The 14,844-nt window shown below is 65.4% G+C and carries 14 protein-coding genes; 5 read left to right on the top strand and 9 right to left on the bottom strand.

Annotated elements, in window-relative coordinates:
- Positions 1 to 17 precede the first annotated feature (17 nt).
- The 6 genes from astB to SOM28_RS06950 all read right to left on the bottom strand — a co-directional run bounded on the left by astB (position 18) and on the right by SOM28_RS06950 (position 7,505).
- Positions 18 to 1,358, bottom strand: coding sequence for an N-succinylarginine dihydrolase (gene astB / locus SOM28_RS06925; protein ID WP_320467666.1), 1,341 nt, complete (start codon positions 1,356 to 1,358; stop codon positions 18 to 20).
- Positions 1,359 to 1,360: 2 nt separating this feature from the next.
- Positions 1,361 to 2,845, bottom strand: a complete 1,485-nt coding sequence (gene astD, locus SOM28_RS06930; RefSeq protein WP_320467667.1) for a succinylglutamate-semialdehyde dehydrogenase — start codon at positions 2,843 to 2,845, stop codon at positions 1,361 to 1,363.
- Positions 2,838 to 3,896, bottom strand: a complete 1,059-nt coding sequence (gene astA, locus SOM28_RS06935) for an arginine N-succinyltransferase (protein ID WP_320467668.1) — start codon at positions 3,894 to 3,896, stop codon at positions 2,838 to 2,840. Before astA ends, astD begins: the two co-directional genes overlap by 8 nt.
- On the bottom strand, positions 3,887 to 4,948 hold the full coding sequence (locus SOM28_RS06940) for an arginine N-succinyltransferase (RefSeq protein ID WP_123067777.1): 1,062 nt from the start codon (positions 4,946 to 4,948) through the stop codon (positions 3,887 to 3,889). The genes astA and SOM28_RS06940 overlap by 10 nt, the downstream gene beginning before the upstream one ends.
- A gap of 89 nt (positions 4,949 to 5,037) precedes the next feature.
- Positions 5,038 to 6,279, bottom strand: coding sequence for an acetylornithine/succinyldiaminopimelate transaminase (locus tag SOM28_RS06945; protein ID WP_123067776.1), 1,242 nt, complete (start codon positions 6,277 to 6,279; stop codon positions 5,038 to 5,040).
- Between the two features lie 287 nt (positions 6,280 to 6,566).
- Positions 6,567 to 7,505, bottom strand: coding sequence for a GlxA family transcriptional regulator (locus SOM28_RS06950; protein WP_147935723.1), 939 nt, complete (start codon positions 7,503 to 7,505; stop codon positions 6,567 to 6,569).
- Positions 7,506 to 7,681: 176 nt separating this feature from the next.
- Between SOM28_RS06950 and SOM28_RS06955 the strand changes: the two genes are divergently transcribed.
- The 5 genes from SOM28_RS06955 (at position 7,682) to SOM28_RS06975 (ending at position 12,279) form a co-directional block, all read left to right on the top strand.
- Positions 7,682 to 8,188 (top strand): MarR family winged helix-turn-helix transcriptional regulator, encoded by a 507-nt coding sequence (locus SOM28_RS06955; RefSeq protein ID WP_123067774.1) that lies wholly within the window; start codon positions 7,682 to 7,684, stop codon positions 8,186 to 8,188.
- Positions 8,185 to 8,466: a hypothetical protein gene (locus SOM28_RS06960; RefSeq protein WP_123067773.1), complete on the top strand. Its 282-nt coding sequence runs from the start codon at positions 8,185 to 8,187 to the stop codon at positions 8,464 to 8,466. The genes SOM28_RS06955 and SOM28_RS06960 overlap by 4 nt, the downstream gene beginning before the upstream one ends.
- An 88-nt stretch (positions 8,467 to 8,554) precedes the next feature.
- The gene (locus tag SOM28_RS06965) at positions 8,555 to 9,388 is read left to right on the top strand and encodes an HDOD domain-containing protein (RefSeq protein ID WP_320467669.1); all 834 of its coding nucleotides are present in this window, start codon (positions 8,555 to 8,557) and stop codon (positions 9,386 to 9,388) included.
- Positions 9,389 to 9,668: 280 nt separating this feature from the next.
- On the top strand, positions 9,669 to 10,466 hold the full coding sequence (fabG, locus tag SOM28_RS06970) for a 3-oxoacyl-ACP reductase FabG (protein ID WP_320467670.1): 798 nt from the start codon (positions 9,669 to 9,671) through the stop codon (positions 10,464 to 10,466).
- On the top strand, positions 10,459 to 12,279 hold the full coding sequence (locus SOM28_RS06975; protein ID WP_320467671.1) for a glycoside hydrolase family 15 protein: 1,821 nt from the start codon (positions 10,459 to 10,461) through the stop codon (positions 12,277 to 12,279). The genes fabG and SOM28_RS06975 overlap by 8 nt, the downstream gene beginning before the upstream one ends.
- Before the next feature lie 31 nt (positions 12,280 to 12,310).
- Here the strand turns inward: SOM28_RS06975 and SOM28_RS06980 are convergent, their stop codons facing one another.
- The 3 genes from SOM28_RS06980 to SOM28_RS06990 all read right to left on the bottom strand — a co-directional run bounded on the left by SOM28_RS06980 (position 12,311) and on the right by SOM28_RS06990 (position 14,772).
- A complete protein-coding gene (locus tag SOM28_RS06980) occupies positions 12,311 to 13,279 on the bottom strand; it encodes an IS1595 family transposase (RefSeq protein WP_320467672.1) in 969 nt (322 codons plus the stop codon).
- 155 nt (positions 13,280 to 13,434) lie between these two features.
- Entirely contained in the window at positions 13,435 to 14,436 is a 1,002-nt protein-coding gene (locus SOM28_RS06985; RefSeq protein ID WP_320467673.1) for a sulfate ABC transporter substrate-binding protein, read from the bottom strand.
- 123 nt (positions 14,437 to 14,559) lie between these two features.
- Positions 14,560 to 14,772 (bottom strand): hypothetical protein, encoded by a 213-nt coding sequence (locus SOM28_RS06990; protein ID WP_123069738.1) that lies wholly within the window; start codon positions 14,770 to 14,772, stop codon positions 14,560 to 14,562.
- Positions 14,773 to 14,844: the final 72 nt, after the last annotated feature.

Here is a 14,844-nt window from a genome sequence, read left to right on the forward strand (position 1 = left end):
GCCCGAATACTACATCGTTACAAGTCGTACAGCCCCGGCAATCCGAGGATGCGGGTGAGTTCTTCCAGTGCGGCCGCGCATTCCAGCGCCAGCTGCGGGTCGGCCAGGTCCTGGGGCTCGACGCGGTCGCGGTAATATTGTTCGACCCAGGCGACCAGCCGCGCATACAGCGCCTCGGTCATGATCACGCCCTGGTGCATGGCGGCGGCTTCCTCGTCGGTCAGCACCACGCGCAGGCGCAGGCAGGCCGGTCCGCCGCCATTGCGCATGCTCTGGCGCAGGTCGAATTCGACCAGCTCGTCGATCGGGCCGCCGCTGGCGACCAGGCCGGCCAGGTAGTTGGACACGGCCGGGTTCTCGCGGCACTCATGCGGCACCACCAGCGCCATGCTGCCGTCCGGCTTGGACAGCAGCTGGCTGTTGAACAGATAGCTGGCCACGGCGTCGGCCACCGGCACCTGGCTGCTCGCCACGCGCACCGACTGCAGCTCGGTATCGACGCCGGCCAGGGCGCGCCGGAGCAGATCCAGGGTGCCCGCTTCGTCGGCGAACGCCTGCTCGTGATGGAACAGCACATTGCCGTTGCCGACCGAGATCACGTCGTTGTGGAACACGCCCTGGTCGATCACGTCGGGGTTTTGCGCGGCGAACACGGTGCGCGCCGGGTCCAGGCCGTGCAGGCGCGCGATCGCCTGCGAGGCTTCGAGCGTCTGGCGCGCCGGGTATTTCTTCGGCGCCGGGGCGGATGGGTCGAACTCCACCCGGCCATAGACGAAGAACTCGACGCCGACCGCGCCATGGCTGGCGGCGAAGCGCGTGTGGTTGGCGGCGCCCTCGTCGGCGAAGGCCGGCACCGACGGCAAGGTGTCGTGCACCACGAAGCGATTGCTGTCGGCGAAGATCGCGCGCAGGGTGCGGGTCGCCTGCAGATGCTCTTCGGAGCGGTGCAGCTTGTTGTTCAGGTTCGCGGCAGTAAAGTGCACGCGGCCGTCGAGCGAGTCGGCCGATGGGCTCACGGTGCCGGCATTCGCGGTCCACATCGGCGCGGCCGACCAGGCGCAGGCCAGGATCACCGGCGCTTCGCGGTACGCGCGCGCCAGCACGTCGGCATCGGTGCCCGAGAAGCCCAGGCTGCGCAGCAGGCGGAAGTTCGGACGGCCTTGCGGCGGCATCACCGCCTGAGCGAAGCCGCGCGCGGCCAGCTCGCGCATCTTGGCCAGGCCCTGCAGCGCGGCCTGGCGCGGATTCGAGGCCGAGCGCACGTTGTTGAACGAGGCGACGTTGCCGAACGAGAGGCCGGCATAGTTGTGCGACGGGCCGACCAGGCCGTCGAAGTTGAATTCACGGGCGTCGCGCATCGTCAGGCTCCTTGCGCCGGGAAGGCCAGGCCGGGCGACAGCTTGGCCGGCATTTCCAGTGCCGCGGTCTCGATCGAGGCCACCGGATAGGCGCAGTAGTCGGCCGCGTAATAGGCGCTCGGACGGTGGTTGCCCGACTTGCCGACGCCGCCGAACGGCGCCGAGCTGGCCGCGCCCGTGGTCGGACGATTCCAGTTGACGATGCCGGCGCGGGCGCGCACGGCAAACCGCTTCCACAGTTCTTCCGACGGCGACAGCAGCGCGGCAGCCAGGCCGAATTCGGTGGCGTTGGCCACACGCAGGGCGTCGTCGAAGTCTTTCACGCGGATCACCTGCAGCAGCGGGCCGAACCACTCTTCGTCGGGGATGCCCTGCGCATCGGTGGTGTCGACGATGCCGGCCGTGACGAATCCGGCGTTCGTATCGAGCTGGCGCATCTGCAGCAGGATCTTGCCGCCCTTGGTCGCCATATCGGCCTGCGCCTGCACCAGGCGTGCGGCGACCGCGCTCGAGACCACCGGTCCCATGAACGGCTGCGGCTCGGCATTCGACGGGCCGACCTGCAACTGGGCTGCCACGTCGACCAGGCGTGCCAGGAAGACCTGCCCTGCCTCGTTATCCTGGATGACCAGGCGGCGCGCGCAGGTGCAGCGCTGGCCGGCCGAGATGAAGGCCGACATCACCGTGTGATGAACGGCGGCGTCAATGTCTTCCACGTCCCACACCACCAGCGGATTATTGCCGCCCATTTCCAGCGCCAGCATCTTGCCCGGCTGGCCGCCGAACTGCTTGTGCAGCGCCGCGCCGGTCTGGCTGCTGCCGGTGAACAGCACGCCGTCGACCAGTGGCTCCTGGCCCAGCGCGATGCCGGTCTCGCGGCCGCCGTTGACGAGGTTCAGCACACCCTTCGGCAGGCCGGCCTTCTCCCACAGTTCGACGGTCTTCACCGCCGTGCGCGGCGCGTATTCGCTCGGCTTGAACACGATGGTATTCCCGGCGATCAGGGCCGGCACGATGTGGCCGTTCGGCAGGTGGCCGGGGAAGTTATAGGGGCCGTAGACGGCGAACACGCCGTGCGGACGGTGGCGCAGCACGGCATTGCCGTCGGCGACCTTGGCCTGGCTTTCTCCGGTGCGCGCGCCATACGACTGGACCGAGATGTCGATCTTGTTGGCCATGGTGGCCACTTCGGTGCGCGCTTCCCACAGCGGCTTGCCGACTTCCTCGGCGATGGTCGCCGCCAGTTCCTCGGCATTTTCCTTCAGCAGATCGCGAAAGCGCGTCGCGATGGCGATGCGTTCGTCGAGCGACGTCAGTGCCCAGGCTTCGAAGCCGGCGTGCGCAGCGGAAGCGGCGCGCGCCACGTCCTGGGCCGTCGATTCATTGCTGGTCCAGGTCTGGCTACCGGTCGACGGATCGATGGTCGCCAGTTCGCGGCCGCTGCCGGCGAGCCACTCGCCGTTGATGTAGTTCGAAAGATTAGCCATGGGAAGTCTTCCTGGTATTGAGTGTCAGGGTACGCACGTTGTCGCCCGCCTGACAGCGCAACTGCGCCAGCTCGGCGGGGTTCAGGACCACGCTGGTGGCGCCCGGCACGGCGCGGGTCAGGATCATCCTGAAGTCGTCGAGGCGCGTGTTCGACACCAGCATATGCTCGGTATCCGGCGCCGCTTCCTCGTCTGCCAGGCCCTCGGCCGCCACCGCCAGCACGCTGTCGCGCACCGCGCGCAGTTCGGACACGCGGCCCTGCAGCACCGGACCGGCGTCGAAGATGTCGACATAGCCCTCGTAATGCATGCCTTCCTGCTCCAGCAGGCGGCGCGCCGGCTGGGTCGAGGTGTGCACCTTGCCGATCACGTCGACCGCCGACTGCGGCAGGTAGTCGACATACAGTGGCTGGCGCGGCATCAGTTCGGCGATGAAGGATTTCTTGCCGATCGCGGTCAGGCCGTCGACGTGATTGAAATCCATCTTGAAGAAGTGGCGGCCCAGGCCTTCGTAGAACGGCGAATCGCCCGCTTCGTCCTGGTAGCCGCGCATCTCGGCGATGATTTTTTCGGTGAACAGGTGCTGGAACTGGGCGATGAACAGGAAGCGGCTCTTGGACAGCCACTTGCCATTGAAGCCGGCGCGGTACTGCGGCAGCAGGAACAGCGAGCACAGTTCGGTCGAGCCGGTGAGGTCGTTCGACAGGTACAGCGTCTCCATCCGGGTGAACACGTTCAGCTCGCGGCTGCAGTGCACCAGGGTGCCGATGCGGTAGTTGTAGAACGGCTCGGTCAGGCCGACCGCGCCCTTGATCGCGCACACGCCGGCAATGCTGCCGGCCTCGCCGGCAGGCCCCGTGTGCTCCAGCACGAACATGTAGTCGCGCTTCTCCGGCGCGATGGTCTCGGCGAACGAGGCTTCCGACGTCGCCAGGCGCTGACCCAGCATCTCGGGATCGGGTTTCAGGGTGGTCATGCCGCTGCCGGCCTGGCGCGCCATTTCCATCAGGGCGTCGAGGTCGGACAGTCTGGAGGAACGGATCACGAGCATGCGGGTTCTCCCTGGATGCGCACGCACACCACTTCGTCGCCGGCCGAGACGCCCAGCGCCTGCTGGACCTCGCGCGGCAAGTCGATGCTGTGCGCATGTTCGATCGGTGCACAGCGCACGGTCACGGCGCGGAAACCGTTGTCGACGCTGGCGACGGCGTAGTCGACCGGCGCCACGTCAGGGGCATGATCGGTTCCCTGAGCAGGCCCCGCGCCCACGCGCAACTTGTACGAGGCACAGAACGAGCGCAGCGCGTTCTTGTGCGCCTGCAGGATCGGGCCACCATCGAAGATGTCGATGTATTCGTCGGCTTCAAAGCCTTCTTGCGCCAGCAGGTCGAAGGCAATCTGGCCGCCCGGATGGATCTGGCCCAGCGCGGCCTGGGCGTCGCCCGGCAGCAGCGGCACGTAGACCGGATAATGCGGCATCAGCTCGACGATCAGCGTGCGGTTGCGGGCGCCCTCGATCAGGCGTTCGGCCTCGAGGAAGTCCATCTTGAAGAACTTGCGTCCCAGCGCATTCCAGAACGGCGACTGGCCGTCGGCATCGAGGCGTCCGGCCAGCGGCACGAAGAAGCGGTCGCCGAAGCGGTGCGGCGCCAGCATGGCGTACAGCAGGCGCGCGCGCGACAGCAGCGCGGCTTCGATGCCGGCGCTGTCGCGGTGGCGCAGGAAGAAACCGGACAGCTGCGAATAGGCGGTGAGCTCGGAGCACAGGGTCAGCGCGTGCACGCTGTGGCTGATGTTCAGGTCGCGCGAGACCTGCTGGATCACGTCGTTGCGGAACGCGAAATAGGTGCCGTTCGAGCCTGCCGAGGCGTGGATGATGGCGGTGCCGACCACTTCGCGCGAGCGCAGGTCTTCCAGCACGAACAGATACGACTCTTCACTCGGGATATCGACCTGGGCCGCGAACGAGGCGAGTGAGCGCTCGACCGCGGCGACTATGCCTTCACGCGTGCGCGGGAGCGTGTGCACGCCCGGCATCGAGATGGCCGCCATCGCTTCCAGCGCGCCGATATCCGCGCGATCTACCGGACGGACAACATACATTGAGTACTCCCTGGTGAAACGTAAGTGGAGACAATGCGGACGGCCGGCCTACCCTCCCGGGCGGGCCGGCCGCGACCGGAGTTTGGCGATCAGGCGGCGGTGAATTCAGCCACCGCCGCGCGCATAAGGCGGTCGGCTTCGGCGATCTGCTCGTCCGACACCACCAGAGCCGGCGCCAGGCGCACGACGTCCGGGCCGGCGATCAGCAGCATCAGGCCCAGCTTCTCGCACAGCTTGGTGTAGTCCTTCGAACGGCCCTTGACGCCTTCGGCCATCGGCAGGCCGATGAGCAGGCCCATGCCGCGCGGCTGGCCGAACACCTGCGGATAATCCGCCGCCAGTTGCTGCAGGTTGGCCATGACTTTTGCGCTGGCTTCCTTGACGCGGCCCAGGAAGGCCGGCTGGTTGATCAGCTCGAGGACCTTGAGGCCGACGCTCGAGGCCAGCGGGTTGCCGCCGTAGGTGGTGCCGTGGGTGCCGACCGCCAGGTACTGGGCGATCTCGTTGGTGGTCAGCATGGCGCCGATCGGATAGCCGTTGCCCAGCGCCTTGGCCGAGGTCAGCACATCCGGCACCACGCCCATCTGCTCGTAGGCGAACAGCGAACCGGTGCGGCCCATGCCCGACTGCACTTCGTCGAACACCAGCAGCGCGCCGGTCTTGTCGCAGAACTCGCGCAGCGCCTTCAGGTAGTCCGGGTTGCCCGGGATGACGCCGCCCTCGCCCTGGATCGGCTCGACGATCACGGCGGCGACGTCGTCGGTGATGGCGGCGCGCGCCGCTTCGATGTCGTTGTACGGAATGTGGGAGAGGTCTTGCGGCAGCGGCTCGAAGCCTTCGGTGTACTTCGGCTGGCCGCCGACCGAGACGGTGAACAGGGTGCGGCCGTGGAACGACGACAGGCAGGACACGATGCGCGACTTGTGCGGGCCGAACTTGCCGTGCGCGTACTTACGCGCCAATTTGAGGGCCGCTTCGTTGGCTTCGGCGCCCGAGTTGCAGAAGAAGGCGCGTTCGGCGAAGGTGGCCGCGATCAGGGCCGAGGCCAGGCGCAGCACCGGCTCGTTGGTGTAGCCATTGCCGATGTGCCACAGGGTGTTGAGCTGCTTGGTCAGCGCTTCGTTCACTTCCGGATTGGCGTGGCCCAGGGCAGTGACGGCGATGCCCGAGGTGAAGTCGAGGTAATGCTTGCCTTCCTGGTCCCACAGGTCGAGGCCCGACGCACGCACCGGCACCATCGCGGCCGGGGCGTAGGTAGGGACCAGGACCTCGTCAAAAGTCTGACGGCTAACCGGCAGCGTGGCGATACCCGAATCAAGCTTTGCGTTCATGGCTTCTTTTCCTCATCCAATCAGTGTGGGTGGTGCGGGATGGAATCACCGCATGATCGGCCCATTATAGAAACGCTTCCTGACAACTTCTTTTAGAAGTGCGACAGGCATTTTCATTTTTGGACGACTGGGTAAGGCCCAGCCTTGCCCAGTCGTCCCCGCGAAGGCGGGGACCCAAGTTTGCTTGCGCCATGGCTGCGTTAAATAGCATCGGCGATGCATGCAAACTTAGGTTCCCGCCTCCGCGGGAACGACGTGCTGGGGCAGCAGGGCAAGAGTGTGAGTGCCTACTGCGCCAGCTTGCGCTGGCGCTCTTCGCGCGGCGTATTCCCGAACAAGGCCCCAAATGCCGTCGAGAAATGCGATCCCGAGGAAAACCCGCACATCAGCCCCACCTGCACGATCGAGTGATTGGTATCGAGCAGCAGCTGGCGCGCACGGCGCAGGCGCAGTTCGAGGTAGTAGCGCGACGGCAGGCTGCCCAGGTATTGCTTGAACAGGCGTTCCAGCTGGCGCCGCGAGATGCCGGCCAGCTGGGCGATCTCGTCGGTCGAGAGCGGCTCTTCGATGTTCGCCTCCATCAGCGCCACCGCCTCGGACAGCTTGGGCTGCAGGGCGCCAAAGCGGGCCTGCAGCGCCACCCGCTGGCGCTCGTCCGGGCCGCGCACGCGGTCGATGCACAGGGTTTCCTTCACTTGCGCCTGGACCGTGGCGCCGAACAGCAGCTCGACCAGCCTCAATGCGAAATCGATGCTGGCCGCCCCGCCGCAGCAGGTGAGGCGGTTGGCGTCGACCTCGTACAAATGGGGGGTGAGCAGGGCCTGCTCGGCCTGGGCGTTCACGTCCGGATACAGGGCCCAGGGCAAGGCGGTGCGCACGCCATGCAGGACGCCGGCGTCGGCCAGCCACAGCACGCCGGCTCCCACCCCGCCCCAATACGGCGCGGCGCGGCAGCGCTCGATCAGCGCGCGCAGGTTGGCCGGGCGCAGTGCCGCCTCGGCCTCGTCGGCCACCAGCAGCACCAGGTGCCAGTGGCGCCCGGGATCGCTCATGAATTTGTCGGGACCGCGCACGTCGACGTGCAGGCGGTCCGGCCCCAGCACCTTGGCCGCCAGGCGCAGCGGCTGGTACAGCCCGGACCAGGTCAGCGCATCGGGCTCGCCGGCGTTCACCAGCAGGATGCGCAGCGGGCGCTCCTGCGCCAGCAGGGACAGGTCAGGCTGCATCGCGGCGGGTGAGGGATGCCATGGCTGCAGAAGGGGACGCGCGACGGACGTGATGAAAGGACATGGTCGTCTATCATACCGGAGTTCAATCGGCGCGTTTCGCGCCAGCCATGCCTCCGGCAGAATCTTGCGTGGCGGGCAACGTAAGGCGCGGCGGACGGCTATAATCCCCGCCCATGGGGGAACGATATCTAAAAAGCGTCCGGCTGCTGGCCGAGTGCATGCAGGGCTTCGAGCGCGTCTCGGGCGATGCGGTGCGCCAGAACGGGTTGACGCATGCGCAGTTCGATATCATCGCCACGCTGGGCAATACCACCGGCATGAGCTACAAGGAACTGGGCGAACGCACCCTGATCACCAAGGGCACCCTGACCGGCGTCATCGAACGCCTGGAACAAAAAGGCCTGGTGCTGCGCGAGCGCAGCTGCGACGACAAGCGATCGTTCTTCGTGCGCCTGACGCCTGCCGGCGATCAAGTGTTCTGCGATGTGTTCCCGAAAGTGATTGCACGTGGAAAAGAATTATTCACCGCCTACAGCGATGCCGATTTCGCCGTGCTCGAAGACGCGCTCGGCCTGCTGCGCGAGCGCATCCGCGCCAATGGCGCCTGCGCCCGGCATGACGGCAGCGACGATGGCGACCGCCCCACTCCCTCCCTATTCCACCTGAAGGAAACGCCTTGAAAACCTCTCTCATCGACGGCAAGAAGCCACCCCATTTCGACAAGCACATCATCGGCAACATCCTGCTCGACGTCGCCCCACTGGCAGAAGTGCGCGAGGAGCCGATGCTGATCGGCGTGCGCAACGAAGCCGGCGAGATCTATCGCCTCATCGGTGCCGCCAAACTCAACAGCTACATGAACGCGGTCGAGGAACTGCTCGACCTCGGTCTGGTCGACGAGTTGGAAAACCTCGAAGAACAGAAGGAAGGCTGCGACGCCATCTTCAGCGAAGAGTAAGAGCCCGGAGGCCACGGCGCCACCGAAATCGATACCACAGGGCAATATTTTTGCAAGCAGGGTGTTGTGTTAGGGGTATAATTTTCCCATGGACCAAGTCTCCGCACTCGACAGCATCGCCGCCGAAGCCAGCCGCGGCGAACTTGCCTTCCCCACCAGCGTCAGCGCCTCGCTGACCCTGCAGCGGGCGCTGGGCGAACCCGACTGCCATATCGACGCCGCCGCCCGCCTGGTGCAGGCCGAGCCGCTGCTGGCGGCGCGCACGGTCGCGATCGCCAACTCGGTGGCCTATAACCGCAGCGGCAACGACGTCACCAATGTGCGCGCGGCGGTCCAGCGCGTGGGCTTTCGCACCCTGGGCGCCCTGGCGGCCTCGGTCATCGTGCGCCAGCTGGCCAGCGAGATCCGCGATCCGGGCCTGCGCCACAAGGCCGACCAGCTGTGGGCCCATTCGGCCCACGTGGCCGCGCTGGCCCAGGTGATCGCGCGCCGCGTGTCCTTCGTCGATCCCGAAACGGCGCTGTTCGCCGGCATCGTGCACGAGGTCGGCGGCTTCTACCTGCTGTCGCGCGCCGAAGCCCTGCCCGGCCTGCTGGACGACAACCTCAATGCCTGGCTCGACCATGGCGAAGCGGCCATCGGCCGTGGCGTGCTGCACAAGCTGGGCGTCCCGGCCCCGGTGATGGACGCGATCGAAGCGCTGTGGGTCGGCATGCGCGCGCTGCCGCCGGAAACCCTGGGCGACACCCTGCTGCTGGCCAATGACCTGGCGCCCTTGCCCTCTCCCCTGTTCGCGCCGCCCGGCGCCACCACCCATGCCGCGGCGGCCACCATTGACTTCGTGTTCGGCGAAGGCACGCTCAAGGGCGTGCTGGAAGAATCGGGCGAGGAAGTGAAGAGCCTGACGTCGGCGTTGATGTAAGCAAGCCACAAGTAAGCAAGCCAAAAAAAACGCCCGCTCGGTAAGGAGCGGGCCAAGTCCAAAACTAGGGATGTCCTGAAAGAGACAGCTTCATCTTATGCTCTCGGCGTAGCGCACTCCGTACGTTCACGCACACTGGTCATCACTCTTTTCGCCTCTCCCGTTCGGTGCCATTGCCGGCCCAGCCGTGCATTTGCCATCCGCGCTTTCTGCTAAGGTCGTTCTGCCAGGACGCGACTGCAGAGCGCGTCCGGCGCAATCACGCTCTGGAGGACATCCCATGAAAATCACCCTGAACGACCAGGTGGCGCTCGTGACCGGCGGCGACTCCGGTATCGGCCGCGCCATCAGCATCGCCTTCGCCGCGGCTGGCGCCAAGGTGGTGGTCAACTACAACAGCAGCCAGGACAAGGCTGACGAAGTCGTACGACAGATCAAGGAAGCCGGCGGCGATGCGCTGGCGGTGCAGTGCAATGTGTCCAGCGAAGACGACGTCGAGCGCCTGTTCGACGCCACCGACAAGGCCTTTGGCGGTCTCGACATCCTGGTCGCCAATGCCGGCATGCAAAAGGATGCCGGCATCGCCGAGATGTCACTGGACGACTGGAAAGCCGTGCTCGACGTCAACCTGACCGGCCAGTTCCTGTGCGCCCGCGCCGCAGTGAAGCGCTTTCGCCAACAGGGCAACCGCGGCCGCATGCGCGCCAACGGCGTCATCCTGTGCATGAGCTCGGTCCACGAGACCATCCCCTGGGCCGGCCACGTCAACTATGCAGCGTCCAAGGGCGGCATTGGCATGTTCATGCGCTCGCTGGCCCAGGAAGTCGCACAGGAACGCATCCGCGTCAACGGCATCGCCCCCGGCGCCATCCGCACCCCGATCAACGAAGACGCCACCGAAGGCGAGGCGGGCAAGAAGCTGCTTGAGCTGATTCCGTATCAACGCATCGGCGAGACCGACGACGTGGCCAGTCTGGCGCTGTTCATGGCGTCCGACCTGGCTGACTACATGACCGGAACCACGGTCTATGTCGACGGTGGCATGTCGCTTTACCCAGGATTTGAAGACAATGGCTGAACCAAACGCAACCCGCCCACCGCGCCCGATCGGCGACCACGGCGCCATCGGCAATATGGCCACGATCGCCCTCGTGGCGCTCGATGGCGCCATCGATTTCCTGTGCTGGCCCGACTTCGACAGTCCCAGCATCTTCGCCGCCCTGCTCGACCCCGAACAGGGCGGCCACTTCACCATCGCGCCCGAGGACGGGGACATGCGCGTGGTGCAGACCTATGTGCCCGACACCAATGTGCTGCTGACGCAGTGGATGGGCGAAACGGCCAACGTCGAGATCATCGATTTCATGGTCGGTCCCGAGGAACTCGGCCATGGCGCGGTGCGGCTGGTACGCCGGGTGCGGGTCAGCAGCGGCGAGGCCCGCATCCGGATCGATTGCCAGCCGCGCTTCGACTATGCCCGCCAGCGGCCTCAAGTGACGGTGGGGCAGGACCACGCGCTGTTCGCGGCTCCCAATGCCCCACGCCTGCGCCTGTCGGCGCCGGTGGAATTCGTGGCGGCCGATGGCGGCGCCAGCGCCTCGGTCGTGCTGCACGACGGCGACGTGATGGACTTCGTGCTCGACGAGGATGGCGACTCGAGTCTCGATGCCGGCGCCCGCGACGCCCTGCTGGCCGAAGTCGTGCGGCGCTGGCAGGACTGGACCAGGCGCTCGACCTACAAGGGCCGCTGGCGCGAGGCGGTCAACCGTTCGGCGCTGGTGCTCAAGCTGATGACCTCGTGCCGCCACGGCTCGATGGTCGCCGCTGCGACCTTCGGCCTGCCCGAGGTATTGGGCGGTGAGCGCAACTGGGACTACCGCGCGACCTGGATCCGCGATGCCTCGTTCACCGTGTATGCGCTGATGCGGCTCGGCTACACCGACGAGGCCAAGGCATTTACCCGCTGGGCGGCCGAACGGCCGAAACACGACTCGACCGACAGCCACCTGCGCATCATGTATGCGCTCGACGGCAGCCAGATCGGCGAGGAAATCGAACTCGACCACCTGGCAGGGTATGCCGGTTCCAGGCCGGTACGCATCGGCAATGCCGCCGCGACCCAGCTCCAGCTCGACATCTTCGGCGCCCTGCTCGACGCCATCTACCTGAGCAACAAGTATGGCGAGGCGATTTCGCATGCCGACTGGGTGGGCGTGTGCGAGGTGGTCAACTATGTCTGCGACAACTGGCAGCGGCCCGACATTGGCATCTGGGAAGGCCGCGAGGAGCCGCGCGAACACCTGCATTCCCAGCTCATGTGCTGGGTGGCGGTCGACCGCGCGGTGCGCCTGGCCAGCAAGCGCTCGCTGCGGGCGCCGTTCGAGCGCTGGATCGCGGCGCGCAACGATATCTCGCGGTATATCTGGGACACGTTCTGGAACGAAGAGCTTGGCCACTTCGTGCGCAGCAAGGGTTCGCGCGACCTGGACGGCGCGCTCCTGATGATGCCGCTGGTGCGCTTCGTCGGCTCGACCGATCCGCAATGGCTGGCCACGCTGGACGCGATCGGAGAACAGCTCGGCGACGATGCGCTGGTGCTGCGCTACGACCGCGACGACGGTCTCGAGGGCCAGGAAGGCGCGTTCGCGGCCTGCTCGTTCTGGTACGTCGAATGCCTGGCGCGCGCCGGCCGCATCGACCAGGCCCGCAACAATATGGAAAAGCTGCTCGCCTACGGCAACCACGTCCACCTGTATGCAGAAGAATTCACTAGTAAGGCCGAGCTGCTCGGCAACTTCCCGCAAGCCTTTACACACCTGGCCCTGATCAGCGCCGCGACCTATCTCGATGCTGCGCTCGACGGCAAGATCGAGCATCCCTGGCAGCTATAAAAACTGCGGATAAAAAAAGGCGCTGTCATCGTTACCTATTGATGACCCCGAATGCAATACGCAGCAATTGCTCGACAGAAGTGACTCGGCCGCCATCGAGCGCCCACTGCCAGCCCAGATAGTTTGGGAGCCAGCGCGACGCCACGCCATGGAAGCGCGCCAGCCATTCCTTGAATCGGCGGTGATAGGCATTGACGTTTTGAACGTGGATGGCGCCCTCGGCGCCGTTGCGGACGCGTTCGCCGGCACTAAGATTGATGGCCTGATGGGCGATGTCATGGGCACGGGCGAAGGCGGGATAGGCGGCGTTGGCGTCGGTGACCAGCAGTGCCTGGGGATCGAGTTTTGGCAGCAAGTGCTTGACCAGCTGGACCACTTTCAAGGCGCCGCGTCCGGTCACGGCGTCGATGGTCTGGCCGCTGCGGTCGCGCGCCACCAGGATGCAGTCGAGATGATGCGAGATGCCACGCAGGGCGGCCCTGCCGCCACGCTTGCGCGGCCGGCGATCGAGCTTGCGCGAACCTTTTTGCGATTCGAGCAGGAACATCTCGTCGGCCTCGACGATGCCTAGCAGACGTTCAGGCCGGTCGTCCTTCACCCGGTCGAGAAAGCGGTGACGCCAGCGAAAGGTCGTGTTGGAGTGCACGCCGAGCCGCTTGGCTGCAGAGCGGACCGTGCGGGAATCGAGGACCGTGTCCAGATAATCGAGCCATTTGCCCTTGTGCCTGAGCCGTGCTAGTGGCGTACCCGTCAGGTCGTTGAAGGTGCGGCCGCATGCGCAACAGCGAAAGCGTTGCAGGTCGTTAGCGTGACCATGCCGGTGCCAACGCTGGCAGCCGCAATCCGGGCAGCACCGCCCCTTTGACCGGATCTCGCCGATGAGAGCAACCACCCGGTCGAGCCCGGCAGCTGGATGCAGGGCGGCGAGCACCTGCTGACGCTGCGGCTGGTTCAGTTGAGGCAGCTGGGCGAACAGCTTCTCAAACTTCGGTGCTTTCATCGTGCGCTCCCGATCGATGACGACCAGGATTGGACCGCGGGTCAGCTCAGCAGTTCAATGCTCATCCATATCTAACGATGACAGCGCCAAAAAAAACGCCGCCCCACCAGCGGCGGGAACGGCGTCCAGGAGACAGGGATGATGCGGTGTAGCGCTTACTTCTTGGTGTAGATCTGGTCGAAGATGCCGCCGTCGGCGAAGTGGTTCTTCTGGGCCGCGGTCCAGCCGCCAAGCTCGTCGATCTGGAACAGCTTGATCTGCGGGAACTGTGACGCATACTTCTTGGCGAACTTGTCGACCGCCGGGCGATAGTAGTTCTTGGCGATGATGTCCTGGCCTTCGTCGCTGTACAGGTATTCGAGGTAGGCCTGGGCCACCTTGCGGGTGCCTTTCTTGTCGACGTTCTTGTCGACCACGGCGACCGGCGGCTCGGCCAGGATGCTCAGCGACGGCGCGACGATCTCGAATTTATCCGGGCCGAGTTCGCGCAGCGCCAGCAGCGCCTCGTTTTCCCAGGCCAGCAGCACGTCGCCGATGCCGCGCTCGACGAAGGTGGTGGTGGAACCGCGCGCGCCCGAATCGAGCACCGGCACGTTCTTGTACAGGGCGCCCAGGAATTCGGCCGCCTTCTGCGGATTGCCGCCCGGCTGGCGCAGCGCGTAGCCATAGGCCGCGAGGTGGTTCCAGCGCGCGCCGCCCGAGGTCTTCGGATTCGGCGTGATTACCGAGACGCCCGGCTTGACCAGGTCGTTCCAGTCCTTGATCTTCTTCGGATTGCCCTTGCGCACCAGGAACACGATGGTCGAGGTGTATGGCGCGCTATGGTATTGCAGCTTCTTTTCCCAGCCCGGATTGATCAGGCCCTTGTCGCGAATCGCGTCGATGTCATAGGCCAGCGCCAGGGTGACGACGTCGGCCTGCAGGCCGTCGATCACCGACCGCGCCTGCTTGCCCGAACCGCCGTGCGACTGCTTCACAGTGACGTTGTCGCCGGTTTTTGCTTTCCAGTGCTTGGCGAAGGCCGCGTCAAACTCGTGGTACAGCTCGCGGGTCGGGTCGTACGACACGTTGAGCAGGTTGACGTCGGCGGCAAACGCCGAGGTCTGCACCAGCAGGGTCAGTGCTGCCAGCGAACGGATGAAGGTTTTGCGAAGCATTTATTATCTTTCTGGAGGGTGGGAAACCGTAGCGTACGGTCTCGGCCCATAGAAAGAAAAGGAATAAATTCAAGCATCCATATGAATTTTTCCAACGTAGATCAGCTTGCGCATCGCCTTCGATCAGTGTGCCTTGGACAGAATGAGCAGCCAGCGGCGGAACAGCAGGATCTCGACGTGGCCGGCCTCGACGCCGGTATCGCACTCGATGACCGGATTGACCGCATAGAAGCGCTTGCGGAAATCACGGGTGATGAGGATTTCGCGGCGGCCAATGCGCGCCAGGAAGGGGACAGGTGCGTGTTCCAGGCCGAAGGAGCTGTTCAGAGTCGTCATGTTCGTTTCCTTGAATCGTAGTGGTTGTGCAGTGAGGAAAGAATAACACAACTACTGTACAAATACACAGCT

This window comes from Massilia sp. CFBP9026 (assembly GCF_034045165.1).
Classification (GTDB): domain Bacteria; phylum Pseudomonadota; class Gammaproteobacteria; order Burkholderiales; family Burkholderiaceae_D; genus Telluria; species Telluria arenae.